At 64.0% G+C, this 22,329-nt stretch carries 19 protein-coding genes; 11 read left to right on the top strand and 8 right to left on the bottom strand.

Annotated elements, in window-relative coordinates; genetic code table 11:
- The first annotated feature begins 18 nt into the window (after positions 1–18).
- Positions 19–798, top strand: a complete 780-nt coding sequence (locus ACMGF5_RS17865) for a TSUP family transporter (RefSeq protein WP_115275313.1) — start codon at positions 19–21, stop codon at positions 796–798.
- On the opposite strand, the gene nudC is transcribed toward ACMGF5_RS17865, so the two are convergent.
- Both nudC and ACMGF5_RS17855 read right to left on the bottom strand, forming a co-directional pair.
- Positions 766–1,596, bottom strand: a complete 831-nt coding sequence (gene nudC, locus ACMGF5_RS17860) for an NAD(+) diphosphatase (RefSeq protein ID WP_119688642.1) — start codon at positions 1,594–1,596, stop codon at positions 766–768. The two genes, ACMGF5_RS17865 and nudC, sit on opposite strands and share 33 nt — an antisense overlap.
- A gap of 33 nt (positions 1,597–1,629) precedes the next feature.
- The gene (locus ACMGF5_RS17855; protein ID WP_115275314.1) at positions 1,630–2,442 is read right to left on the bottom strand and encodes a crotonase/enoyl-CoA hydratase family protein; all 813 of its coding nucleotides are present in this window, start codon (positions 2,440–2,442) and stop codon (positions 1,630–1,632) included.
- 206 nt (positions 2,443–2,648) lie between these two features.
- Here ACMGF5_RS17855 and ACMGF5_RS17850 point away from each other — a divergent pair, with 206 nt between their 5' ends.
- Positions 2,649–3,215: a lipocalin family protein gene (locus ACMGF5_RS17850; protein WP_080952155.1), complete on the top strand. Its 567-nt coding sequence runs from the start codon at positions 2,649–2,651 to the stop codon at positions 3,213–3,215.
- 62 nt (positions 3,216–3,277) lie between these two features.
- Positions 3,278–4,243, top strand: a complete 966-nt coding sequence (locus ACMGF5_RS17845; RefSeq protein WP_046787269.1) for a ribonuclease Z — start codon at positions 3,278–3,280, stop codon at positions 4,241–4,243.
- Positions 4,244–4,319: 76 nt separating this feature from the next.
- Here the strand turns inward: ACMGF5_RS17845 and ACMGF5_RS17840 are convergent, their stop codons facing one another.
- Together ACMGF5_RS17840 and ACMGF5_RS17835 are read right to left on the bottom strand one after the other, a co-directional pair.
- Positions 4,320–5,603 (bottom strand): Zn-dependent hydrolase, encoded by a 1,284-nt coding sequence (locus tag ACMGF5_RS17840; RefSeq protein ID WP_115275315.1) that lies wholly within the window; start codon positions 5,601–5,603, stop codon positions 4,320–4,322.
- Between the two features lie 13 nt (positions 5,604–5,616).
- Positions 5,617–7,119, bottom strand: coding sequence for an NCS1 family nucleobase:cation symporter-1 (locus ACMGF5_RS17835; protein WP_119688639.1), 1,503 nt, complete (start codon positions 7,117–7,119; stop codon positions 5,617–5,619).
- 616 nt (positions 7,120–7,735) lie between these two features.
- On the opposite strand from ACMGF5_RS17835, the gene hydA reads away from it, so the two are divergent.
- The 3 genes from hydA (at position 7,736) to preA (ending at position 11,982) form a co-directional block, all read left to right on the top strand.
- Positions 7,736–9,175, top strand: coding sequence for a dihydropyrimidinase (gene hydA, locus ACMGF5_RS17830; protein WP_414157015.1), 1,440 nt, complete (start codon positions 7,736–7,738; stop codon positions 9,173–9,175).
- A 164-nt stretch (positions 9,176–9,339) separates the two neighbouring features.
- The gene (locus ACMGF5_RS17825; protein ID WP_119688638.1) at positions 9,340–10,707 is read left to right on the top strand and encodes an NAD(P)-dependent oxidoreductase; all 1,368 of its coding nucleotides are present in this window, start codon (positions 9,340–9,342) and stop codon (positions 10,705–10,707) included.
- On the top strand, positions 10,708–11,982 hold the full coding sequence (gene preA, locus ACMGF5_RS17820; RefSeq protein WP_115275318.1) for an NAD-dependent dihydropyrimidine dehydrogenase subunit PreA: 1,275 nt from the start codon (positions 10,708–10,710) through the stop codon (positions 11,980–11,982). It begins immediately after the preceding gene.
- Positions 11,983–12,059: 77 nt separating this feature from the next.
- On the opposite strand, the gene ACMGF5_RS17815 is transcribed toward preA, so the two are convergent.
- From ACMGF5_RS17815 to gnd, 4 genes are all read right to left on the bottom strand, one after another.
- Positions 12,060–12,680, bottom strand: coding sequence for a TetR/AcrR family transcriptional regulator (locus ACMGF5_RS17815; protein ID WP_012313733.1), 621 nt, complete (start codon positions 12,678–12,680; stop codon positions 12,060–12,062).
- A 120-nt stretch (positions 12,681–12,800) separates the two neighbouring features.
- Positions 12,801–14,597, bottom strand: a complete 1,797-nt coding sequence (locus ACMGF5_RS17810; RefSeq protein ID WP_119688637.1) for a glycoside hydrolase family 15 protein — start codon at positions 14,595–14,597, stop codon at positions 12,801–12,803.
- Positions 14,598–14,644: 47 nt separating this feature from the next.
- Positions 14,645–16,150 carry a glucose-6-phosphate dehydrogenase gene (zwf, locus tag ACMGF5_RS17805; protein ID WP_115275321.1) on the bottom strand — a complete coding sequence of 502 codons (1,506 nt, stop codon included), beginning with the start codon at positions 16,148–16,150 and terminating at the stop codon, positions 14,645–14,647.
- The gene (gnd, locus tag ACMGF5_RS17800; protein ID WP_323613676.1) at positions 16,147–17,166 is read right to left on the bottom strand and encodes a phosphogluconate dehydrogenase (NAD(+)-dependent, decarboxylating); all 1,020 of its coding nucleotides are present in this window, start codon (positions 17,164–17,166) and stop codon (positions 16,147–16,149) included. Before gnd ends, zwf begins: the two co-directional genes overlap by 4 nt.
- A 167-nt stretch (positions 17,167–17,333) precedes the next feature.
- Between gnd and ACMGF5_RS17795 the strand changes: the two genes are divergently transcribed.
- The 5 genes from ACMGF5_RS17795 (at position 17,334) to ACMGF5_RS17775 (ending at position 22,302) form a co-directional block, all read left to right on the top strand.
- A complete protein-coding gene (locus ACMGF5_RS17795; protein ID WP_168216561.1) occupies positions 17,334–17,501 on the top strand; it encodes a DUF6026 family protein in 168 nt (55 codons plus the stop codon).
- Positions 17,502–17,628: 127 nt separating this feature from the next.
- Positions 17,629–18,138, top strand: a complete 510-nt coding sequence (locus ACMGF5_RS17790) for a sigma-70 family RNA polymerase sigma factor (RefSeq protein ID WP_414157014.1) — start codon at positions 17,629–17,631, stop codon at positions 18,136–18,138.
- The gene (locus tag ACMGF5_RS17785; protein WP_119688635.1) at positions 18,135–19,064 is read left to right on the top strand and encodes a DUF4880 domain-containing protein; all 930 of its coding nucleotides are present in this window, start codon (positions 18,135–18,137) and stop codon (positions 19,062–19,064) included. Before ACMGF5_RS17790 ends, ACMGF5_RS17785 begins: the two co-directional genes overlap by 4 nt.
- A 65-nt stretch (positions 19,065–19,129) precedes the next feature.
- Positions 19,130–21,457, top strand: coding sequence for a TonB-dependent siderophore receptor (locus tag ACMGF5_RS17780; protein ID WP_346640193.1), 2,328 nt, complete (start codon positions 19,130–19,132; stop codon positions 21,455–21,457).
- 14 nt (positions 21,458–21,471) lie between these two features.
- On the top strand, positions 21,472–22,302 hold the full coding sequence (locus ACMGF5_RS17775) for an alpha/beta hydrolase (protein WP_119689142.1): 831 nt from the start codon (positions 21,472–21,474) through the stop codon (positions 22,300–22,302).
- The last annotated feature ends 27 nt before the right edge of the window (positions 22,303–22,329 follow it).

Below are 22,329 nucleotides of genomic sequence, written 5' to 3'. Positions count from 1 at the left end.
CCTGCCTGCCAGACACCCATGCCCTTCGAACTCACCGTAGAACCACTCACCCTGCTGATCCTCGCCCTGGTCGCCTTCGTCGCCGGGTTCATCGACGCCATCGCTGGCGGCGGTGGCCTGCTCACCACCCCGGCACTGCTCACCGCCGGGATGCCGCCACACCTGGTGCTGGGCACCAACAAGCTCAGCTCGACCTTCGGCTCGGCCACCGCCGGTTTCACCTACTACAAACGCAAGCTGTTCCACCCGGCGCAATGGCGCCCGGCCTTGTTCGCCACCCTGGTCGGCGCGCTGATCGGCGCGGTCGTCGCCCACTACATGCCGGCCGAATGGCTGAACAAGATGCTGCCGGTGATCGTCTTCGCCTGCGGCATCTACCTGCTGTTCGGGGGTACGCCCAAAGCGCCGCTGGATGCCGATGCCCCGATCAAGAAGAAGTGGCAGTTCCCGCAGGGCTTCACCCTGGGCTTCTACGATGGCGTGGCCGGGCCCGGCACCGGTGCTTTCTGGACCGTGAGCACGCTGCTGCTCTACCCCATCGACCTGGTCCGCGCCAGCGGCGTGGCGCGCAGCATGAACTTCGTCAGCAACATCGCGGCGCTGACGGTGTTCATCATTTCCGGGCAGGTGGATTACGTCGTCGGCCTGTGCATGGGCCTTTCGGTGATGGTGGGTGCGTTCTTCGGCGCACGCACGGCGATCAGCGGCGGCAGCAAGTTCATCCGCCCGGTGTTCATCACCGTGGTGCTGGCGCTGACCGTGCGCCTAGCGTGGCAACACTGGTTCGGGCAGGCCTGAACGCCTGGCGACATACAGATCGATCAGGTACCGGGCGATGGAGCGCCCGGCTGGCAGCGGTGGAAGGTCGTGCACGTTGAACCACCTGGCGTCTTCGATCTCGTCCGGCTGCATGACGATCTCGCCGCCGGCATACTCGGCGTGGAAGCCCAGCATCATCGAATGCGGGAACGGCCAGCACTGGCTGCCGACGTACTGGATGTTGCGCACCTCCACCGCCACTTCTTCGCGCACTTCGCGCACCAGGCAGTCCTCGGCCGATTCGCCTGGTTCGGCAAAGCCTGCAAGGGTGCTGTAAACGCCAGTGACGAAGCGCGGCGACCGGGCCAGCAGGATTTCGTCGCCACGGGTCACCAGCACGATCATGCTCGGCGAAATGCGTGGGTAGCTGCGCAGGTCGCAGGGCTGGCAGTACATCGCCCGCTCCCAGCGGATCTGCATCATCGGTTGGCCGCAGCTGCCACAGAAACGGTGCTCACGCGCCCAGGTGCCGATCTGCGCGGCGTAGCCAAGCACTTTATAAAGATCGAAATCACCTTCGAGCATGAATGCCCGCAAGCCGCGCCAGCCGCAACCGGGCACCTCGGCGGCGCTGCGCAGCTCCAGCAGGAACACCGGCTCGCCGTCGAAATGGCCGATGCCGTGCTCGGCCAGCACATCCAGGTCCTGGCGCTTGAGCCAGTCGCGGGGGAACAGCGCGCCATTGGCGTCCACCAAAAACCCTTCCGGGCTGCGGGCGACAGCCCAGCCCCCGGTGATCTGCGGGTCGAGTACTGCGCTAGTCCAGCGTGCTGACATGTCGGGGTTCCTTTACTGCGTCCCCCGGCCCGGTCAGTCGGCGAACGTCGGTTTCTGTTTGCTCATGTGCGCCGCCACAGCCACGCGCAAATCTTCGGACTGCAGCATGGCGGCGTTCCAGGTGGCGATGTACTCCAGGCCATCATCGATGCGATGGTCACGCATGTAGCTGAGCATCTCCTTGGTGCCCGCTACAGCGATCGGTGATTTTGCGGCAATCTCGCGGGCAATGGCAAAGACCCCGTCGAGCAATGCAGCATGATCATCATAGACCCGGTTGACCAGGCCGATGCGCAGCGCCTCGTCGGCCGCAACGTTACGCCCGGTGAAGGCCAGCTCGCGCATGATGCCGTCGCCGATGATACGTGGCAAACGTTGCAGGGTGCCGACGTCTGCGGCCATGCCCATGTCGATTTCCTTGATCGAGAACTGCGCGTCCGTGCTGCAATAGCGCATGTCGCAGGCCGACACCAGGTCGATGGCACCGCCAATGCAGTAGCCCTGGATGGCCGCCAGCACGGGCTTGCGGCAGTTGTCCACGGCATTGAAGGAGGCCTGCAGGCGCAGGATGGTACGGCGCAGCAGGCGCGCGTTGCGGCCAACGTCCTTGCCCATCTGGCCGGCCAGCGAGGCCAGCATCATCAAGTCGATACCCGAGGAAAAATGCTTGCCCGCGCCGCTGATGACCACGGCGCGCACCGCATCGGTGTCGTCGACCCACTGGAAGATATCGACGATCTCTTCCCAGAAGGCAGCATTCATGGCGTTGATCTTCTCAGGGCGGTTGATCTGCACATGGGCGATGTTGTCGGTCAGTTCGACCTTGAATGCGCTGTACTCGGTCACGGGCTGCACTCCTGCGGGGATAAAGGTTCACTGCGCGGATGTTAACCCAGCCTGGTTGCCGTACTTGTGCCAAAAGCGGGACTTGCCCGGGTTGCTCAGGCGCCTGCGACAGAGGTTTGCCCTGCACAAAAAAACCCATACAACTTTTGCCCCGCACACGCATCGAAACACAGGTAAGCTCTTCATCCCTTCCCAAGAGGTTTGCCATGGCGATGCGTACAGCCCTGATTGTTTCCTGCATGACACTGGCCCTGGCGGGCTGCGCCGGTTCGAGCGATGAGCATCGTGCGCCACCGGCCACACAGCAGGTCGACCTGCAGCGCTACCAGGGCACCTGGTACGAGCAGGCGCGCTTGCCGATGTTCTTCCAGCGCAACTGCGTGCAGTCCGAAGCCAACTATGGCTTGCGCGAAGACGGTCGCATCGATGTGACCAACCGCTGCAAGGAAAAGGACGGCCAATGGAACGAGGCCAAGGGCATCGCCGAGGCGCAGCAGCCGGGCAAGACCGACAAGCTGTGGGTCACCTTCGACAACTGGTTCAGCCGCCTGGCGCCAGGCTTGACCAAGGGTGAATACTGGGTGCTGTATCACGACAAGGACTATCGCGTAGCGCTGGTCGGGCACCCCAACCGCGAATACCTGTGGCTGCTGTCACGCACCCCGGTCATCAACGACCAGACCCGCGAACAGATGCTGGCCATTGCCCAGAAACAGGGTTATGACACCAGCGAGCTGATCTGGCGGCAGGGCGATGATGCAGTAAAACCCTGATTCATCGACGCCCTGGTTCGCTCGGGCCAGGGTGAGCGCCTAATCAAACTTGGAGTCAGTCATTGGACCTGCTGTTTCTGGGCACCTCGGCCGGGGTGCCCACCAAGGCGCGCAACGTCAGCGCCACCGCCGTGATAGAAGCCAGCGGCAGCCACTGGTACCTGGTCGATTGCGGCGAAGGTACCCAGCATCAACTGCTGCATACCCCATTGTCGGTCCGCGACCTGCGCGCCATCTTCATTACCCATGTGCACGGCGACCATTGCTTCGGCCTGCCAGGCCTGCTGGCCAGCGCCGGCATGAGCGGGCGCACGGCGCCGCTGGACCTGGTGCTGCCGGCCGCCTTGCACGACTGGGTGCGCCTGAGCCTGGCTGCCAGTGATACCTTCCTGGCGTTCGAACTGCGGTTGCTGGCGGTCGAGCAACTGGGCGAATGGCGCAGCGATACCCTTGCCGTCAGCACCGTACAGCTATCGCACCGGGTGCCCAGCGTCGCTTTCGTGTTCACCGAGCTCAACCCCGAGCCGCGCCTTGACGTGCAGCGCCTGGCTGCCGAAGGTATCCCGCGCGGCCCGCTGTGGGGCGACCTTGCCAAGGGCCTCACGGTGGAGCATGCCGGGCACGTGCTGCATGGCCGCGACTACCTGCGCGCCTCGCGGCCGGCACGGCGGGTGATCGTCTGCGGCGACAATGACAACCCCGACCTCTTGGCCGAGGCGGCAAAAGACGTTGATGTACTGGTGCACGAAGCGACATTCACACAACCGATCATCGCCCGCACAGGTGTCAGCTTCGGCCACAGCAGTGCCGCAGCGGTGGCGCGCTTCGCCGAAACGGCCGGTGTGCGCAACCTGGTGCTGACGCACTTCAGTGCCCGCTATCAGCCGGACCCTCGGCGCAGCCCATGCATCGACGAGGTAAGGGAAGAGGCGCAGGCCCATTACAGCGGCAACCTGACCCTGGCCCAGGACCTGCAGCGTTACCATATCGGGCGCGATGGGTGCCTGGGCCGCGTCACGGGTACCTAGCAAATCCCAAGCGACATGATCGCGCTGTTCTCCATCGGTTTTGTGATCTGCGGGCCGGCGATGGGACGCTCAGGCATCAAGCCGCCAGCCGCCCGCTGGCGATCGCCTCCGACGCCGCCAGCATGGCCCGCAGCAACACCGCACAGCCCGCTGCCAGGTCTTGCGGGGTGGCGTTCTCGATTTCGTTGTGGCTGATGCCGTTTTCACAAGGCACGAAGATCATCCCCGCCGGCCCCAACTCGGCCAGGAAGATCGCGTCATGCCCTGCCCCGCTGACGATATCCATGTGCGGCAGGCCCAAGGTCTGCGCAGCATCGCGCACGGCATCGACGCAACTGCGGTCAAAGTACAGCGCTGGGAAGTCGGCCGTGGGGACCAGTTCATGGCTCAGCCCGTGCTTGTCACAGGTGGCTTCAATCACTGCCCGCACGTCGGCGATCATCGCGTCCAGCCGCTCACCTTCGAGGTGACGAAAGTCCAGGGTCATGCGCACTTCGCCCGGGATCACGTTGCGTGAACCCGGGTAGGCCTGCAGGCAACCGACCGTGCCACAGGCATGCGGTTGATGGCCCAGCGCCGCCCGGTTGACCGCCTCCACCACCGCCGCAGCGCCGACCAGTGCATCCTTGCGCAGGTGCATCGGCGTAGGGCCGGCATGGGCTTCAACGCCGCGCAAGGTCAGGTCGAACCACTTCTGCCCCAGCGCCCCAAGCACCACACCGATGGTCTTGGCCTGGTCTTCAAGGATCGGTCCCTGCTCGATATGGGCTTCGAAATACGCGCCTACCGGGTGGCCAAGCACTGCCCGCTGGCCGGCGTAGCCGATGGCAGTCAACGCCTCGCCCATGCTCACGCCCTGGGCGTCACGCTTGGCCAGGGTTTCCTCCAGGGTGAATTTGCCGGCAAACACCCCCGAGCCCATCATGCAGGGCGCAAAGCGCGAGCCTTCCTCGTTGGTCCATACCACCACTTCCAGCGGTGCTTCGGTCTCGATGCCCAGGTCATTGAGGGTGCGTATCACCTCAAGGCCCGCCATCACCCCGAAACAGCCATCGAACTTGCCCCCGGTGGGCTGGGTGTCGATGTGGCTGCCGGTCATCACCGGTGGCAGCTTGGGATTGCGCCCAGGGCGGCGGGCAAAGATGTTGCCGACGGCATCGACACTGACGCTGCAACCGGCCGCCTCGCACCACTCGACGAACAGGTCGCGGGCCTGGCGGTCGAGGTCGGTCAGCGCCAGGCGGCAGACACCACCCTTGGGTGTGGCCCCGAGGCGGGCGAGGTCCATCAGCGATTGCCACAGGCGGTCACTGTTAACGTGGCGTTCAGTCGATAGCAGGGCTTGTTGGGCTGCGGTCATGGGTCAGGCCTCCTCAGGCGTTTTTGTTGTCTGCATTGATCACAGGCTGCACTGGCCCACGCACCGCCAAGCCGCCCAGGGCGTAGTACAACGCCCCGCCAAGCAGCGACCCGGTGAACCAGCCATAGTCGTAGAACCAGCTGAAACTGCTGTTACCAATGGCCATCACGGTCAGTGCCACAGGTAGCGCAAAGGCAGCAAACCCTGCCCAGTTCCAGGCCGGGTAAACGTCATCACGGTACAGGCCGGCCAGATCCAGCTTCTGCCGACGGATCAGGAAGTAGTCCACCACCATGATCCCGGCAATCGGCCCAAGCAGGCTGGAGTACCCCAGCAGCCAGTTGGAATAGACACTCTCCAGGCTGATGTCGGAAACGATCCAGCCGAGTTTTTTCAGCAGCTCGTGGCTCATCAGCGCCAGGCCGATGAAACCTGTCAGCCACACGGCACGTGTACGCCCGATCAGGCGCGGGGCAATGTTCTGAAAGTCGTTGGTCGGCGAGACGATGTTGGCCGCGGTGTTGGTCGACAGCGTAGCGATGACGATCAGCGCCATGGCCAGTGCCACCCAGCCCGGGCTCTGGATCTTGCCGATCAGGCTCACCGGGTCGGACACCGTTTCACCCACCAGCGACGCCGAGGCGGCGGTCATCACCACGCCCAGGGAGGCGAACAGGAACATGGTCAGTGGCAGGCCGAAGATCTGCCCGAGGATCTGGTCTTTCTGGCTCTTGGCGTAGCGGCTGAAATCCGGAATGTTCAGCGATAAAGTGGCCCAGAAACCGACCATCGCGGTAAGCCCGGCGCAGAAATAGCTCACTACGCTCGCCCCTTCCGGGCGCTTGGGCGGCTGGGCCAGCAGCTCGGTCATCGACATGTGCGGCAACGCCCAGAACAGCAGGCCGAAGCCGACCGCCACCAACAGCGGCGCCGACAGGGTTTCGAGCCATTTGATCGATTCGGCGCCGCGCAACACCACCCACAGGTTGAGGGCCCAGAACACCATGAAGCCGATCACTTCACCGGTGCCACCGAGCGCTTTCCAGTCATCGAAGATCGAGCCCAGGAACAGGTGAATGGCCAAGCCGCCGAACATCGTCTGGATGCCGAACCAGCCACAGGCAACCACCGCGCGTATCAGGCACGGTACGTTGGAGCCGAAGATACCGAACGATGAACGCAGCAACACAGGGAAGGGAATGCCGTACTTGGTGCCGGGGAAGGCGTTGAGGGTGAGCGGGATCAGCACGATGAGGTTGGCCAGCAGGATCGCCAGCAACGCCTCGCCCACGCTCAGGCCAAAGTAGGCCGTGAGCACGCCGCCCAGGGTGTAGGTGGGCACGCAGATGGACATGCCCACCCACAATGCGGTGATGTGCCATGTGTTCCAGGTGCGCTGGTGCACTTTTGTGGGCGCGATGTCGTGGTTGTAGCGCGGGCTGTCGAGTACGTCACTGCCTGCGGACAGCTCGAACAGGCCATCCTGCTCGATCACTTGCGATCTGCTCTGTTGCATGGGGCCTTCTCCAGATTTTTCTAATTGTCTGCTCATCGGGCTAACGCGATGGCCGGAGTACATACACCACCAGTACTGCTCCTGCGGTCCGGCCTGGCGGTTGTGGCCGTACTCAAAATACGTGCCGGGCTGGCCTTCGGCTGCCCGGCCGGCCGCCGCCGACCGCAGGTAATCAACTGATCTGCAAGGCATTGATCCGCTTGCCGCGATGGCACGGTCATGCCTTCGCCTGCCGCTGTCAGCGCCATGGGCCGGCCCTGGCCCCTGCATCAGGTTTCAAACTGGTGCAGCCTGGTTTTTCAGTGGCGCGCCTTGCGCCTCCCGGCCAGGTTTCAAGCAGCTGATTTTGCATGGAAAATCTTGACCAATTTGGCTTCTTGTCAAGTGCGTCAAAATGGTGAAAGGCCTCACCATTTTGGTGATTATTGAAATTAATCGTTAAAAAACAATTAGTTATAGAAGTTATAAGCTCATAAATTATTTTCTTGAACAATCCACAATGAGCATCTAAATTCCATTCTTGTCAGGCCTGACAGGATTGAAATTCATCCTCCAGCCACTGGCGCATAACAATTGAAGAACCGGCACAGACCGGTCAGCCTGCGAGGAAGACGGCATGTCCCTGTTGATCCGTGGCGCCACCGTGGTCACCCACGACGAGAGCTACCCCGCTGATGTCCTGTGTGTCGATGGCCAGATCCGCGCCATTGGCAAAGACCTGCAAGCCCCTACCGACTGCGAGATCCTTGACGGCAGCGGCCAGTACCTGATGCCCGGCGGCATCGACCCGCACACCCACATGCAGTTGCCCTTCATGGGTACAGTGGCCAGCGAGGACTTCTTCAGCGGCACAGCCGCAGGGCTGGCCGGCGGCACCACTTCGATCATCGACTTCGTCATCCCCAACCCGCAGCAATCGCTGCTGGAGGCCTTTCACACCTGGCGCGGCTGGGCGCAAAAGAGCGCGTCCGATTACGGCTTTCACGTTGCCATCACCTGGTGGAGCGAGCAGGTCGCCGAAGAAATGGGCGAGCTGGTCACCCAACATGGCGTGAACAGCTTCAAGCACTTCATGGCCTACAAGAATGCGATCATGGCGGCCGACGACACCCTGGTCGCCAGCTTCGAGCGTTGCCTGCAACTGGGCGCGGTCCCCACCGTGCACGCCGAGAACGGCGAGCTGGTCTACCACCTGCAGCAAAAACTGCTCGCCCAAGGCCTGACCGGCCCCGAGGCGCACCCGCTGTCGCGCCCTTCGCAAGTCGAAGGCGAGGCTGCCAGCCGCGCCATCCGCATCGCCGAAACCATTGGTACGCCGTTGTACGTGGTACACATCTCCAGCCGTGAAGCGCTGGACGAAATCACCTATGCCCGGGCCAAGGGCCAGCCGGTCTACGGTGAAGTGCTGCCCGGGCACCTGCTGATCGACGACAGCGTCTACCTCGACCCGGACTGGGCCACCGCCGCAGGCTATGTCATGAGCCCACCCTTCCGCCCGCGCGAGCATCAAGAAGCCCTGTGGCGCGGCCTGCAATCGGGCAACCTGCACACCACGGCCACCGACCACTGCTGCTTCTGCGCCGAGCAGAAAGCCATGGGCCGCAACGACTTCAGCCGCATCCCCAACGGCACTGCCGGCATCGAAGACCGCATGGCGGTGTTGTGGGACGCTGGCGTCAACAGTGGGCGGCTGTCGATGCATGAATTCGTCGCGCTGACCTCCACCAACACCGCGAAGATCTTCAACCTGTTTCCGCGCAAGGGCGCCATCCGCGTCGGCGCCGATGCCGACCTGGTGCTGTGGGACCCACAGGGCACGCGCACCATCAGCGCGCAAACCCACCACCAGCGTGTTGACTTCAACATCTTCGAAGGCCGCACCGTGCGCGGTATTCCCAGCCACACCATCAGCCAGGGCCGCGTGGTCTGGGCCGATGGCGACCTGCGTGCCGAGCCTGGCGCGGGGCGTTACGTGGAGCGCCCGGCGTATCCCTCGGTGTACGAGGTCCTGGGCCGCCGCGCCGAGCAGCAGCGCCCGATACCCGTCCAGCGCTGAAGCTGTTGGGGCTGCTGCGCAGCCCATCGCCGGCAAGCCAGCTCCTACAGGGGCGGCATCACTCCCAGGGACATCACTGTACCTGTGGGAGCCGGCTTGCCGGCGATTGGGGCGCATGGCGCCCCCCCCCCGCCCAAGCCCTAAAAAAAAGAGAGGCTACAACCGTGATCGATGCCCTGAACCACTTGCCGCGCCCCCGGGCCGGCGCCGACCAGCTGGCCGAGCAATTCAGTGACCTCGCGCCACCCCTCACCGCCCGCCAGGCCGCAGTGGAAAGCGCCCGCTGCCTGTATTGCTACGACGCGCCCTGCGTGAACGCATGCCCGAGCGAAATTGACATCCCCTCGTTCATTCACCGTATCAGCGACGAGAACCTGCAAGGTGCCGCCGAGCGCATCCTTTCGGCCAACATCCTGGGCGGCAGCTGCGCCCGCGTGTGCCCTACCGAGATCCTTTGCCAGCAGGCTTGCGTGCGCAACAACGCCCAGGAATGCGCACCGGTACTGATTGGCCAGCTACAGCGCTATGCCCTGGACAATGCCGGTTTCACCGAGCACCCGTTCAAACGCTCGCCAGCCACCGGCAAACGCATCGCCGTGGTCGGCGCAGGCCCCGCCGGGTTGTCCTGCGCACATCGCCTGGCCATGCATGGCCACGAGGTGGTGGTGTTCGAGGCCTGCGACAAGGCCGGCGGCCTGAACGAGTACGGCATCGCCCGCTACAAGCTGGTGGACGACTATGCCCAGCGCGAAGTGGAATTCCTGCTCGGTATCGGCGGTATCGAAATGCGCCACGGCCACCGCCTGGGCGACAACCTGAGCCTGGCAGAGCTGCGTGATCAGTACGACGCGGTATTCCTCGGCCTTGGCCTGAACGCCATACGCCAGCTCGGCCTGCCTGGCGAAGAGGTGCCCGGCATGCTCGCCGCCACCGACTACATCCGTGAGCTACGCCAGGCGGATGATCTTTCGCAACTGCCGTTGGCAGAGCGTTGCCTAGTGATCGGCGCAGGCAACACCGCCATCGACATGGCCGTACAGATGAGCCGCCTGGGTGCCCGCGATGTCAACCTGGTATACCGCCGCGGCTACGCCGACATGGGCGCCACCGGCCACGAGCAGGACATCGCCAAGGCCAACCAGGTGCGTCTGCACACCTGGGCGCGCCCCGACGCCGTGCTGCTGGACGACGACAACCGCGTGCGGGGCATGCGCTTCGCCCGCACCGAACTGGCCGATGGCCGCCTGCGCGACACCGGTGAGACCTTCGAGCTGGCCGCCGATGCCATCTTCAAAGCCATCGGCCAACGCTTCGACGAACAAAGCCTTAACGACCCGCTGGCTGCGCAACTGGCCCGCGACGGCGAGCGCATTCGCGTCGACGAGGGCATGCGCACCAGCCTGCCGGGCGTCTACGCCGGTGGCGACTGTACCGCCCTGGGCCAGGACCTCACCGTCCAGGCCGTGCAACATGGCAAGCTGGCCGCCGAAGCTATCCATGCCCAACTCATGCTCAATGTGGAGGCTGCATAAATGGCCGACTTGTCTATCGTGTTCGCCGGCATCAAGGCGCCCAACCCCTTCTGGCTGGCCTCCGCACCGCCAACCGACAAAGCCTACAACGTGGTCCGCGCCTTCGAAGCCGGCTGGGGCGGCGTGGTCTGGAAGACCCTGGGCGAGGACCCGGCAGCGGTCAACGTGTCGTCGCGCTACTCGGCGCATTACGGCGCCAACCGGCTGGTGCAGGGCATCAACAACATCGAGCTGATCACCGACCGCTCGCTGGAAATCAACCTGCGCGAAATCACCCAGGTGAAGAAGGACTGGCCAGACCGTGCGCTGATCGTCTCGCTGATGGTGCCGTGCATTGAAGAATCATGGAAATTCATCCTGCCGCTGGTGGAAGCCACCGGTGCCGACGGTATCGAACTGAACTTCGGCTGCCCGCATGGCATGCCCGAGCGCGGCATGGGCGCGGCGGTCGGCCAGGTGCCGGAGTATGTGGAAATGGTCACCCGCTGGTGCAAGACGCACTGCGCGTTGCCGGTGATCGTCAAGCTCACGCCCAACATCACCGACATCCGCCAGTCGGCGCGTGCGGCACATCGCGGTGGCGCCGATGCCGTGTCGCTGATCAACACCATCAACTCCATCACCAGCGTCGACCTGGACCGCATGGTCGCCCACCCGATCGTCGGCGATCAGAGCACCCACGGTGGCTACTGCGGCTCGGCGGTCAAACCCATCGCCCTGAACATGGTCGCCGAGATTGCCCGCGACCCGCAAACGCGCGGGCTACCGATCTGTGGCATCGGGGGTATCGGCAACTGGCGTGATGCGGCCGAGTTCATTGCCTTGGGCAGTGGCGCGGTGCAGGTGTGCACTGCGGCGATGCTGCACGGTTTTCGTATTGTCGAAGACATGCAGGACGGTTTGGCGCGCTGGATGGACCAGCACGGGCACCAGAACCTTGAAGCATTCCGCGGCCAGGCCGTGGCGCACACCACCGACTGGAAGTACCTGGACATCAACTACAAATCGGTGGCGCACATCGACCAGGATGCCTGCATCGGTTGCGGGCGCTGCCATATCGCCTGTGAGGACACCTCGCACCAGGCCATTGCCAGTACGCTGAAGGCTGACGGGACCCATGCCTACAGCGTGATCGAAGACGAATGTGTGGGCTGCAACCTGTGCCAGATCACCTGCCCGGTGGAAGATTGCATCGAGATGGTGGCGCAGGATACCGGCAAGCCATACCTGAACTGGACGCAGGACCCGCGCAACCCCTACCGCGAGGCGAGCTGACGCCTGGGAATCGCTGGGGCCGCTTTGCGGCCCTTTCGCGACACAAGGCCGCTCCTACACGACCCGCGATGCACTTATCAAGGCTCCAGGCCGATACCGCGCAGGATCACACTCGTCACCGTCTGTACCGCACTCTCGAACGCCAGGTCCGACAGCGGTTCTCCGCCATTGAGCACAGCCACCTGGTAGCCGAAGTCGGCATAGTGCTGGGTCGAAGCCCAGATCATGTACAGCAGCGCCGAAGGCTCCACCGGCAGGATGCGCCCCTCCTCCACCCAGCGGCGAATCTTGTCTACCTTCAGCTTCGCCCAGGGCACCAGGCTGTCATCCAGGCTCACCCCAAGCAGCGGCGCGCCATGCAGCATCTCTTCGGCCCAGATCTTCGAGCCCAGCGGGCGTGAGCGCGAATGGCCCATCTTGGCGCGAATGTAGCTGGTCAGCACCACCCGGGGGTCGTCGAAGTTCTCGAAGCACAGCGCGTCCTGCTTCCACACATCCAGCAGGTCCTGCAGCACTGCGCGGAACAGCTCATCCTTGGTACTGAAGTAGTAATGCAGGTTGGAGCGCGGCAGCTCGGCCTGTTCGGCGATGTCACCCATGGACGTTGCGCCGTAGCCCTTCTCGGCGAACACCTTTTCTGCGGCCACGAGGATCTTCTCGATATTGCGACGGCGAATTTCGATCTTGTGGTTGGCCATCAGAATTGCGATGCCCTGGCTGCCAGCTCATGGCGACGAACGCTCATGCGTATTCCTTGTCGATTGCTCTTGGCACTAGTCTACTCCGGTCATTTCGCTGAATACGAGTAGCCATGCCCTTCAACCACACTGGGCCCGATCCCTTGCCGGGCACTGCGCCCGGTGCAGGTTCAGCGCCGTGTTGATGATGCCGATGTGGCTGAACGCCTGGGGGAAGTTGCCCAGCATGCGCTTGCCTGCCGGGTCGTACTGCTCGGCCAGCAAACCCACGTCATTGCACAGCCCGGTCAGCTTCTCGTACAGCGCCTGCGCCTCGCCCTGGCGCCCCAACAGCACATACACATCGGCCAACCAGAACGAACAGACCAGGAACGTCCCTTCACCCGGCGTCAGGCCGTCACTGCAGCGGTCACTGTCATAGCGCATCAGCAAACCGTTTTTCAGCAGGCGCTGCTCGATCTGTTCGAGCGTGCGCAGAAACCGCTCATCCTGGGCCGGCAGGAACCCGGTGAGGGCGATCTGCAGCAGGCTGGCGTCCATTTCGCTCGAGCCATAGGCCTGGACGAAATGCAGGCCTTTGGCATCGAGCCCCTGCTCACACACCTCGCGGCGGATTTCATCTGCCACCTGCCGGTAATACTGCCCGCGCTCGCTGCCCTCCTCGGTGGTCTCAGCCAACCCCGCCGCGCGGTCGAATGCGACCCAGGCCATGACCTTGGAATGCACGAAGTGCTGCCTGCCACCACGCACCTCCCAGATGCCTTCGTCCGGCTCACGCCAGATGCGCTCCAGGTAGGGCATGATCAGGCGGGAGATCGCCGCACTGCGTGGGTGCCTGGGCAACCCGCCCTTTATCGCCTGGGCCATGGCGTCGGCGACCTCGCCGTAGATGTCCAGCTGCCGCTGTTGAGCGGCAGCGTTGCCCACCCGCACCGGCTGCGAGTGCTCATACCCGGCCAGCCACGGCAGGGTGTATTCCTGCAGGTCTCGCTCCCCTGCCAGGCCGTACATGATCTGCATCTGCTCCGGGTTGCCGGCCACCGAACGCAGCAGCCACTCACGCCAGGCCTGCGCTTCGTCGAAGTAACCCAGGTTCATGAACGCCAGCAGGGTCATAGTGGCATCGCGCAGCCAGCAGAAGCGATAGTCCCAGTTGCGCTCGTGGCCGATGCTTTCGGGCAGCGAGGTGGTGACGGCCGCAACGATGCCGCCGGTAGGGGCATACGTCATGGCCTTGAGGGTGAGCAATGAACGGCGCACGCTCGCGCTGTAAGGGCCGACATCCGGGCAGCGGGCGGCAAAGGCCTGCCACTGGCTGACGGTATGCGCCAGGGCATGTTCGATATCGCAGTCGGGCTGTACCGGCAGGTGCGAAGGTTGATGGCGCAGGCTGAACACCTGGCGCTCACCGGCGCACACCCGAAAGCGCGCGACAGTGTGGTGGTCGCGGGCGTGCGAGGCCACCGTGCTGCACAGGATCAGCCGGTCGGGGCCGGCGACGGCGCTCAGGGTCAGCGGGTCGAGCTTTTCCACCCAGGGTACGCTGCGCCCGTAGTCGAAGCGCATCACCAGGTCCATTTCAAAGTTGGTTTCGCCGGCAATGCCATCGACGATGCGCACGACCGAATTGACGTCGTCCAGCGGCATGAAGTCCAGCACACGGGCGCGGCCGCTGGCAGTCACCCAGGTGGTTTCCAGCACCAGGGTATCTTGCTGGTAGCGCCGGCTGACATGCTCGATGGAGTCGCTGGGGGCCAGGCGCCAGCGACCGTTTTCTTCATTGCCCAGCAGCGCCGCGAACACGGCGGGGGCATCGAAGCGTGGCAGGCACAGCCAGTCGATGGAACCGTCACGGCTGACCAGGGCGGCGCTGCGGCAGTTGCCGAGCAGCGCATAGTCTTCGATGTGGGCAGGCATTGGATCTCCTTAATGCAACTGTCTGGCCCACACAGTGGGCCGTGCGATCATCCCAACCGGTGCCACTCGCGCTTGTCACGGGCCAGCAACTCATTGCCGGCCGCTGGCCCATCCTCGCCCGCCGGGTACTCATGCACCTCGCCGTCCTGCGCCCAGGCATCCAGAAACGGCTGCACCGCACGCCAGCCGTTCTCGATGTTGTCGGCACGCTGGAACAAGGTCTGGTCGCCGGTCAGGCAGTCGTAGATCAAGGTCTCGTACCCCGTGGCCGGGGTCATCTTGAAGAAGTCCTTGTAGGCGAACCCCAGCTCGACGTTTTCCATCACCAGTTCCGGGCCCGGGCGCTTGGCTTGCAGGTCGAACCACATGCCTTCGTTGGGCTGGATCTGGATCTTCAGGTAGTTGGGCTTGGGCCGCTCCAGCTCCGATTCGCGAAACTGCGCGTAGGGCGCAGGCTTGAAGCAGATGGCAATTTCGGTGTCGCGCACGCTCATGCGTTTGCCGGTACGCAGGTAGAACGGCACGCCGGCCCAGCGCCAGTTGTCGATCATCACCTTCAGGGCCACGTAGGTTTCGGTCTGGCTGTCGGCCGCCACCCTGTCCTCCTGGCGATACCCGGCCAGGCGCTTGCGGCCCTGCTTGCCCGCGGTGTACTGGCCGCGCACGGAGTTCTTCAGGGCCATCTTCGTCGACCAGGGACGGATAGCGCCGATCACCTTGGCTTTTTCGCCGCGCACGGCATCTGCGCCAAAGGCTGCAGGCGGTTCCATGGCAACCATCGCCAGCAACTGGAACAGGTGGTTGGGCACCATGTCGCGCAAGGCACCGGTGTGGTCATAGAACCCACCGCGAGTCTCGACGCCCACCGTTTCGGCGGCCGTGATCTGCACATGGTCGATGTAGTGGTTGTTCCAGAACGACTCGAACAAGCCATTGGAAAAACGGCTGACCAGGATGTTCTGCACCGTCTCCTTGCCCAGATAATGGTCGATGCGGTAAATCTGCCGCTCGCTCATCACTTTGAGCAGGCAGGCATTGAGCGCCTCGGCACTGGCCAGGTCGGTGCCGAAGGGCTTTTCCACCACGACCCGGCGATAGCCCCCGCCAGACTCGTCGAGCAAACCGGCATCCCCCAGGCGCTGGGCAACCTCGGGGAAAAAGCGTGGCGAGGTAGCCAGGTAGAAAATGGCGTTGCCATGGCTGGTCTTGTCGATGCGCTTGGCCAGCGCGGTATAGGTGGCCGGGTCCAGGAAGTCGCCGGTCTGGTAGTCCAGGCGCTTGGCCAGGCGCGCCCAAAGTTTTTCGTCCAGGCACTTGGCTGCGCCCTCGCCGCCCTTGTCGCGTTCACGCATGAACGCGTGCAGGCGTTCGGCGAATTCATCGGCAGTGGCGGCATTATGGTCCACACCAACGATGCGCAGGTTGCGGTCGAGCAGGCCGTCCCGGCCCAGGTTGTACAGCGCCGGCATCAGCAGGCGCTTGACCAGGTCACCGTTGGCACCGAACAGGAACAAGGTACAAGGGCCGGCTGCAGGAGTGGTCTGTCGGGTCATTGGCCTTTCTTCTCGACGTGGCCACCGAAGCCCAGGCGCATGGCCGAGAGGACCTTGTCGCCGTAGGTGCCCTGCTGCTGGCGTGAGCGGAACCGGGCGAACAACGCACTGGACAGGACAGGTACCGGCACGGCCTGCTCGACTGCTGCGTCGATCGTCCAGCGGCCTTCGCCACTGTCCGATACCGAGCCGCTGAACTGCGCCAGGTGCGGGTCGGCCACCAGGGCATCGGCGGTGAGGTCGAGCAGCCAGGAGGTGACCACGCTGCCACGGCGCCATACCTCGGCGATTTCGGCGACGTTCAGGTCGAAGCGCTGTTCTTGCGGTAGCTCATCGCCGCCTTTGCTGCGCAGCAGGTCAAAGCCTTCCGCGTAGGCCTGCATCAACCCGTATTCGATGCCGTTGTGCACCATCTTCACGTAGTGCCCGGCGCCGGGCGGGCCTGCATGGATGTAGCCATGTTCGGCGCGGTCGTGCTCACCTTCGCGCCCCTGGGTGCGCGGAATGTCGCCAACGCCCGGGGCCAGCGCCTTGAACAAAGGCTCCAGGCGCTCGAACACGTCCTTCTCACCGCCGATCATCATGCAGTAGCCACGGTCCAGGCCCCACACACCGCCAGAGGTACCGACGTCCAGGTAATGCAGCCCGCGCTTGGCCAGCTCGGCGGCGCGGCGCATGTCGTCCTTGTAGAAGGTGTTGCCACCGTCGATGATCGCATCGCCCGGTTCCAGCAGTTCGGCCAGCTGCGCGATGGTCTGCTCGGTAGGTTCGCCCGCCGGCAGCATTACCCATACCGCCCGCGGCGCCTTGAGCTTCTGCACCAGCGCGCCAAGGTCGTGAGCCCCTTGGGCGCCCTCGCCTTCCAGCCCGACGACTGCATCACGGTTACGGTCGTGCACGACCGTGCGGTGCCCGGCGCGCATCAGCCGCCTTGCAATATTGCCGCCCATGCGGCCCAGCCCGACGATTCCCAGTTGCATGAGCCGATGCTCCCCTTGAAAAATGAATGACAACACAGTCCAGCGTTTCAGATTAGTCCAGCACACCGCCCGAGGGTTCAGCGACGAACGGCGAGACAACGTTAAACAAAAAAGTTCCAATGAGCAGTGAAAGAATTCAGAATGCCCGCCGCGTGAAGCGACTACGCTTTGATTGTCACCAGCCAAAACCGCGAGGTGTTTACATGGGTACCTTGATGCCTGCCACTCCAACCCAGACCCTCTATGTCTCCGTGCGCCGTGATGAGCTGCGTAAATTGAAGGACGAACGCGACCAACTGCGCCAGCAAGTCGCTCAGTTGCACATGCAGCTGGAGCGGGCGCGCTCCGGCGATGAACCTGTAAGCCTCTGATTCATTCTCCCCCTGGTGGGAGCGTTAACGCTCCCACACTGCTGGCCCCCACAGAAAAAAGTTTGAATTGGGAACGATTCGCGTTTATCGTGCGCGCTTTCTCCATTCACCTGGCCCGGGGCGTTGCATGGCAGTGCATGAAACGGATGCGATCATTCCGCTTGAGGTCCTGTACGACACCCAGCGCGGCTGGCTGCACAGCTGGCTGAAGCGTTCGCTGGGCTGCTCGCAACAGGCCGCAGACCTGGCCCAGGACACGTTCGTACGCCTGTTGGTGCGCAACCAGCCGATCAGTACCCAGGCGCCCCGCGCTCTGCTGGTACGCATCGCCCGCGGCCTTGTGGTCGACCATTGGCGGCGCGATGCACTGCAGCGCGCCTACCTGCAAACCTTGGCGCAGTTGCCCGAGGCCTGCTACCCCTCCCCGCACGTGCGCCACGAGGCCATGCAGTGCCTTGAGCGCATCGCGCAATTGCTCGATGGCCTCAAACCCACCGTGCGCGACGCCTTCCTGCTGTACCAGCTGGGCGGCCTGACCCATGCGCAAATAGCCGAACGGCTGGGGGTTTCCAGCCGCACGGTAGAGCGCCACGTAGCCAACGCGTTGCTGCACTGCTACCGGCTGTGCTTCGAGTGACCGCCGCGCCAGAGCGGCTGCCTGAAGCCATCGTGCGTACGGCCATCGAGTGGCAGATGCGCTTGCGGGCCAGCCCGGGCAATGTCGAGGTGTTCAGCCAGTTCAATGCCTGGCGGCTGCGTGATACACGGCATGACCTGGCCTGGCAGCGCATGCAGCAGGTCAGCGGGCACTTCCACAACGGGCACCTGCCCGATGCCACTTGCACGGCTGCCGTGCTGCGCCAGGCCGACGTCGACCTGAGCCGCCGCCGCACCCTCAAGCTGCTGGGCCTGGGCCTGACAGCGGGCGGCGCCACGCTGCTGATCGGCACTGCGCCCACCGCGTGGCGCAGTGACTTGACCACCGGTGTCGGCGAACAGCGGCAGTTGCGCCTGAACGGCGACCTTGAGTTGCAATTGAACACTGACAGCGCCGTTGACCTGCATGGCAGGGAAATCCGCCTGCGCAGTGGCGAAATGCTGGTCGATGGCGCCGACTGGCGCGTGCGCTGCCAGCAGGGCGTTTGCCAAGGCCACCAGGCGCGCGCCGTGCTGCGCGAGCGCGATGGTTACAGCGAGTTGCACGTCGAACGCGGTGAAGTGCTGGTGACTGCCGCTGCGGGCTCGCAGCGGGTGCAGGCTGGCAGCGGCCTTGCGCTCTACCCCTCGCGACTGGCGCCTCTGGGCGGCGGCGCCCTGGATCCGTTCGCCTGGAGCCGCGGCCTGCTGATCGTCAACGATATACCCCTGGCCGACTTCCTCGCCGAGGCCGCTCGCTACCGCCGTGGCTGGCTGCGCTGCGACCCGGCAGTGGCCGACCTGCGCCTGTCGGGCGTGTTCCACCTCGACCAGCCGGGGGCACTGCTGGACAACATCGCCCACCTGCTGCCTGTGCGTATCGACCAACGCACACGCTGGTGGGTGCGTATTTCATCCCAGGCATGAAAAAACTGTCGGACTTCACGCGCTCATCCGGTTAGGGATGATCACCTCCTCGAATGGATCGCTTCATGCTGCCTGCCCGACCGCCCCGCTGCTCCCGAACCTTGTCACGTGCCGTGTACCTTGCGTTGGCCCTGCACGCCGGCGGTGCGCTGGCCGCCACAGCGACCGCGCCGAGCATCCCGGCAGGCCCCTTGGGGCAGGCGCTGAGCACCTTCGCTGAACGTGCCGGGATCACCCTGTCCTTCTCGCCGGAGGCCGTGCGCGGCCTGAACAGCCCAGGGCTGGCCGGTGGCGGCCCGCTGGAAGACGGGCTGAACCAACTGCTCAGTGGCAGTGGCCTGCAACTGCACAAGTCCAGCGCCGGCTATGTCGTGCTGCCAGGCCAGGGCGACGCCAGCCTGCAGCTGGAGCCGATCAGCATCGACGCAACCGCCTCGCAAAGCGCCTTCGCGCCCGTCGAGGGCTACTTCGCCAGCAACGCCAGCAGCGCCACCAAGACCGACCGGCCCATCCTGGAAACCGCGCAGAGCATCAGCGTGGTCACCGCCGAGCAGATCGCCGACCGCAAGGTCGACCGCGTCGAGGATGCCGTGGCCTACACTGCCGGTGTACGGGTAGGCGCATCAGGCCTGGACCCACGTTTCGACATGATCAGCATCCGTGGCTTCGAAACCACCATGGGCGCGGACTTTCTCGATGGCCTGCGCCAACCCGGCAGCGGCTGGTTGTCGCTGTACCAGACCGAAGCCTACAACCTGGAACGCATCGAAGTGCTCAAAGGCCCGTCGTCGGTGATGTACGGGCAGATCAGCCCCGGCGGCATGGTCAACCGGGTCAGCAAACGCCCTGGCCTGCAGGTAAAAAACGAAGTACAGATCCAGTCGGGCAACTACAACCACCAACAAGGGCAATTCGACCTGGGTGGCAAGCTGAACGAGTCCGGCGACCTGCTATACCGCGTTGTGGGTGTGTACCGCGATGCCGAAAACTATATCGAGCAGTTGAACAACGACGTGCGCCTGATCGCACCCTCGCTGACCTGGCAGATCGACCCAGACACCAGCCTGACACTGCTGGCGCAATACCAGGAACGCGAGACAGCCGCCTCACCGATGCTCTACCAGCAGGGCGAGCACCTGACCGATTTCTGGCAGGGTGACGAGTACTTCGACAAGCTGCAACAGCGCCAATGGACCTTCGGCTACGAATTCGAGCACACCTTCAACGACACCTTCAGCTTCCAGCAGAACCTGCGTTACGGCCAGGTCGATACCACCAACCAGTACCTGCAACCCTATCAGGAGCGCGAGGGGCACATCCTCGATCGCGATGCCATCGGTGTGTACGAAGACATGTCGAGTGTCTCGGCCGACACGCGCCTGGTCAGCCGCTTTGCAACAGGTACCCTGCACCACACCTTGCTGACCGGCGTGGACTACGGCTGGATCGACACCTCATTGTCGTATGCCAGCGGCCCGGCGCCGTCGATCGACCGCTTCGCGCCCGACTACCACCAACCGGTGGCCAAACCGGGTACGCCGCTGGCGGACGAAGATGGCCTGGAGCAACGCACCGGCCTGTACCTGCAGGACCAGATCGACCTCGACCGCTGGCGGCTTTCGGCCGGCTTGCGCCGCGACTTCGTGCACGTGCGGCGCAGCGACAACCTCAGCGGCATCAACCGCAAGACCAGTGACTCAGCCACCACTGGCTCGGTCGGCGCGCTCTACCTGTTCGACAACGGCCTGGCACCCTACGCCAGCTACGCCACCTCGTTCCAGCCACAGAGTGGCAGCGGTGCCTACAAACCCACCGAAGGCGAACAATACGAAGTGGGCTTGAAGTACCAGCCACCAGGCAGCGCAACGATGCTCACCGCCTCGCTGTACCACCTGACCCAGAAGAACGTGCTGACCCGCGACCTGGCCAACCCGATCAACAGTATCGCCACTGGCGAGCAGGTCTCCAAGGGCTTGGAACTGGAAGCCGTTTCCGACCTCAGCGACCGGCTGAAGATGACCGCCAGCTACAGCTTCAACGACCCCGAAGTGACTGAAAGCAACGATGGCAATGAAGGCAAGCAGCCACTGGACGTTCCCCGCCACCTTGCTTCTGTCTGGCTCGACTACCGCCTGCCGATGGGCGTAGGCGTCTCTGGCGGTGCCCGCTACACCGGCAGCAACTACGGCGATGCACAGAACACCGTGAAGAACGAAGGCTACACACTGGTCGATGCCGGCGTGCACTACGACTTCGGCGGCGGCCTGGACGGCGTTCGCCTGGCGCTCAATGCGCGCAACCTGTTCGACAAACGCTATATCAACTGCCAGCAGGGCTACTGCTACCGGGGTGAAGCGCGCAGCGTGGTCACCAGCCTGAGTTATCGCTGGTAAAGGGGGGGATGAACATGCGCACATTGATGATCTGGCTGGGCACTGCACTGCTTGCCAGCCTGGCCCACGCCGCGCCGGTAACGCTGGACGGCACCGAGCAATGGTCGATGAAAAGTGCCGAGGGCCGCGAATACCGGATCATGATCAGCCTGCCGGAGGGCGATGTGCCCTGGACCGGCGGCTACCCGGTGATCTACCTGCTTGACGGCAACGCCTACTTCCCGGCGTTTCATGCCGCCAAGCGCGCTCAGGACCGGCTGCGCGGCGCGATACTGGTCGCCATCGGCTACCCCAGCGACACCCCACTGGACTTCGAACGCCGCGCCTTCGACCTGTCGCCACCGCAACCTGCCGAGCGCAACAAACCACCCCAAGGTGGCCAGGACCTGTTCCTGGACTTCATCGAAAAACGCCTGATGCCAAAGGTCAATGCCCGTTTCAAGGTCGATCAGGACCAGCGCAGCCTGGTCGGGCATTCGTTCGGTGGCATGTTCGGCGTGTATGCGCTGTTTACCCGACCGCAACTGTTCCAGCACGTGATCGCCATCAGCCCGAGCCTGTGGTGGCGTGACCGCTACCTGATGGCCCATGAGCGGACATTCACGCAGCGTGCCCACGCCGGGCAACTGGACCTGACCCATAGCAGCCTTACGCTGTTGATCGGTGACCGCGAGATGCCCCAGGAGATTCAGGATGCCCGGGCCCTGCAATTGCGCCTGGAGGCACTGTCGCAGTACGGGCTGCGCAGTGATTTCCAGCTCGAGGCTGGAGAAGATCACATGTCGGTGCCGTTCAGGGTGCCGACACGGGTCCTGGATGAATTGATCAGTACCCGCAGGTTCTAGCTGCAGGTGTCGGCCTTTTCGCAGATC

The organism is Pseudomonas sp. BNK-15, assembly GCF_047456105.1.
GTDB lineage: Bacteria > Pseudomonadota > Gammaproteobacteria > Pseudomonadales > Pseudomonadaceae > Aquipseudomonas > Aquipseudomonas putida_E.
Note: the sequence above shows the minus strand (reverse complement) of the source record. Positions and strands in the feature narration are given on the sequence as shown.

What these genes read in the sequence shown, in the direction of transcription:
- zwf (WP_115275321.1), bottom strand. Translation starts at nt 16,150, where the DNA reads ATGACCCGACAGACCACTCCTGCAGCCGGCCCTTGTACCTTGTTCCTG.
- ACMGF5_RS17850 (WP_080952155.1), top strand. Translation starts at nt 2,649, where the DNA reads ATGGCGATGCGTACAGCCCTGATTGTTTCCTGCATGACACTGGCCCTG.
- ACMGF5_RS17795 (WP_168216561.1), top strand. Translation starts at nt 17,334, where the DNA reads ATGGGTACCTTGATGCCTGCCACTCCAACCCAGACCCTCTATGTCTCC.
- ACMGF5_RS17840 (WP_115275315.1), bottom strand. Translation starts at nt 5,603, where the DNA reads ATGACCGCAGCCCAACAAGCCCTGCTATCGACTGAACGCCACGTTAAC.
- nudC (WP_119688642.1), bottom strand. Translation starts at nt 1,596, where the DNA reads ATGTCAGCACGCTGGACTAGCGCAGTACTCGACCCGCAGATCACCGGG.
- ACMGF5_RS17780 (WP_346640193.1), top strand. Translation starts at nt 19,130, where the DNA reads ATGCTGCCTGCCCGACCGCCCCGCTGCTCCCGAACCTTGTCACGTGCC.
- ACMGF5_RS17810 (WP_119688637.1), bottom strand. Translation starts at nt 14,597, where the DNA reads ATGCCTGCCCACATCGAAGACTATGCGCTGCTCGGCAACTGCCGCAGC.
- ACMGF5_RS17865 (WP_115275313.1), top strand. Translation starts at nt 19, where the DNA reads ATGCCCTTCGAACTCACCGTAGAACCACTCACCCTGCTGATCCTCGCC.
- ACMGF5_RS17835 (WP_119688639.1), bottom strand. Translation starts at nt 7,119, where the DNA reads ATGCAACAGAGCAGATCGCAAGTGATCGAGCAGGATGGCCTGTTCGAG.
- hydA (WP_414157015.1), top strand. Translation starts at nt 7,736, where the DNA reads ATGTCCCTGTTGATCCGTGGCGCCACCGTGGTCACCCACGACGAGAGC.
- ACMGF5_RS17775 (WP_119689142.1), top strand. Translation starts at nt 21,472, where the DNA reads ATGCGCACATTGATGATCTGGCTGGGCACTGCACTGCTTGCCAGCCTG.
- ACMGF5_RS17815 (WP_012313733.1), bottom strand. Translation starts at nt 12,680, where the DNA reads ATGGCCAACCACAAGATCGAAATTCGCCGTCGCAATATCGAGAAGATC.
- ACMGF5_RS17790 (WP_414157014.1), top strand. Translation starts at nt 17,629, where the DNA reads ATGGCAGTGCATGAAACGGATGCGATCATTCCGCTTGAGGTCCTGTAC.
- preA (WP_115275318.1), top strand. Translation starts at nt 10,708, where the DNA reads ATGGCCGACTTGTCTATCGTGTTCGCCGGCATCAAGGCGCCCAACCCC.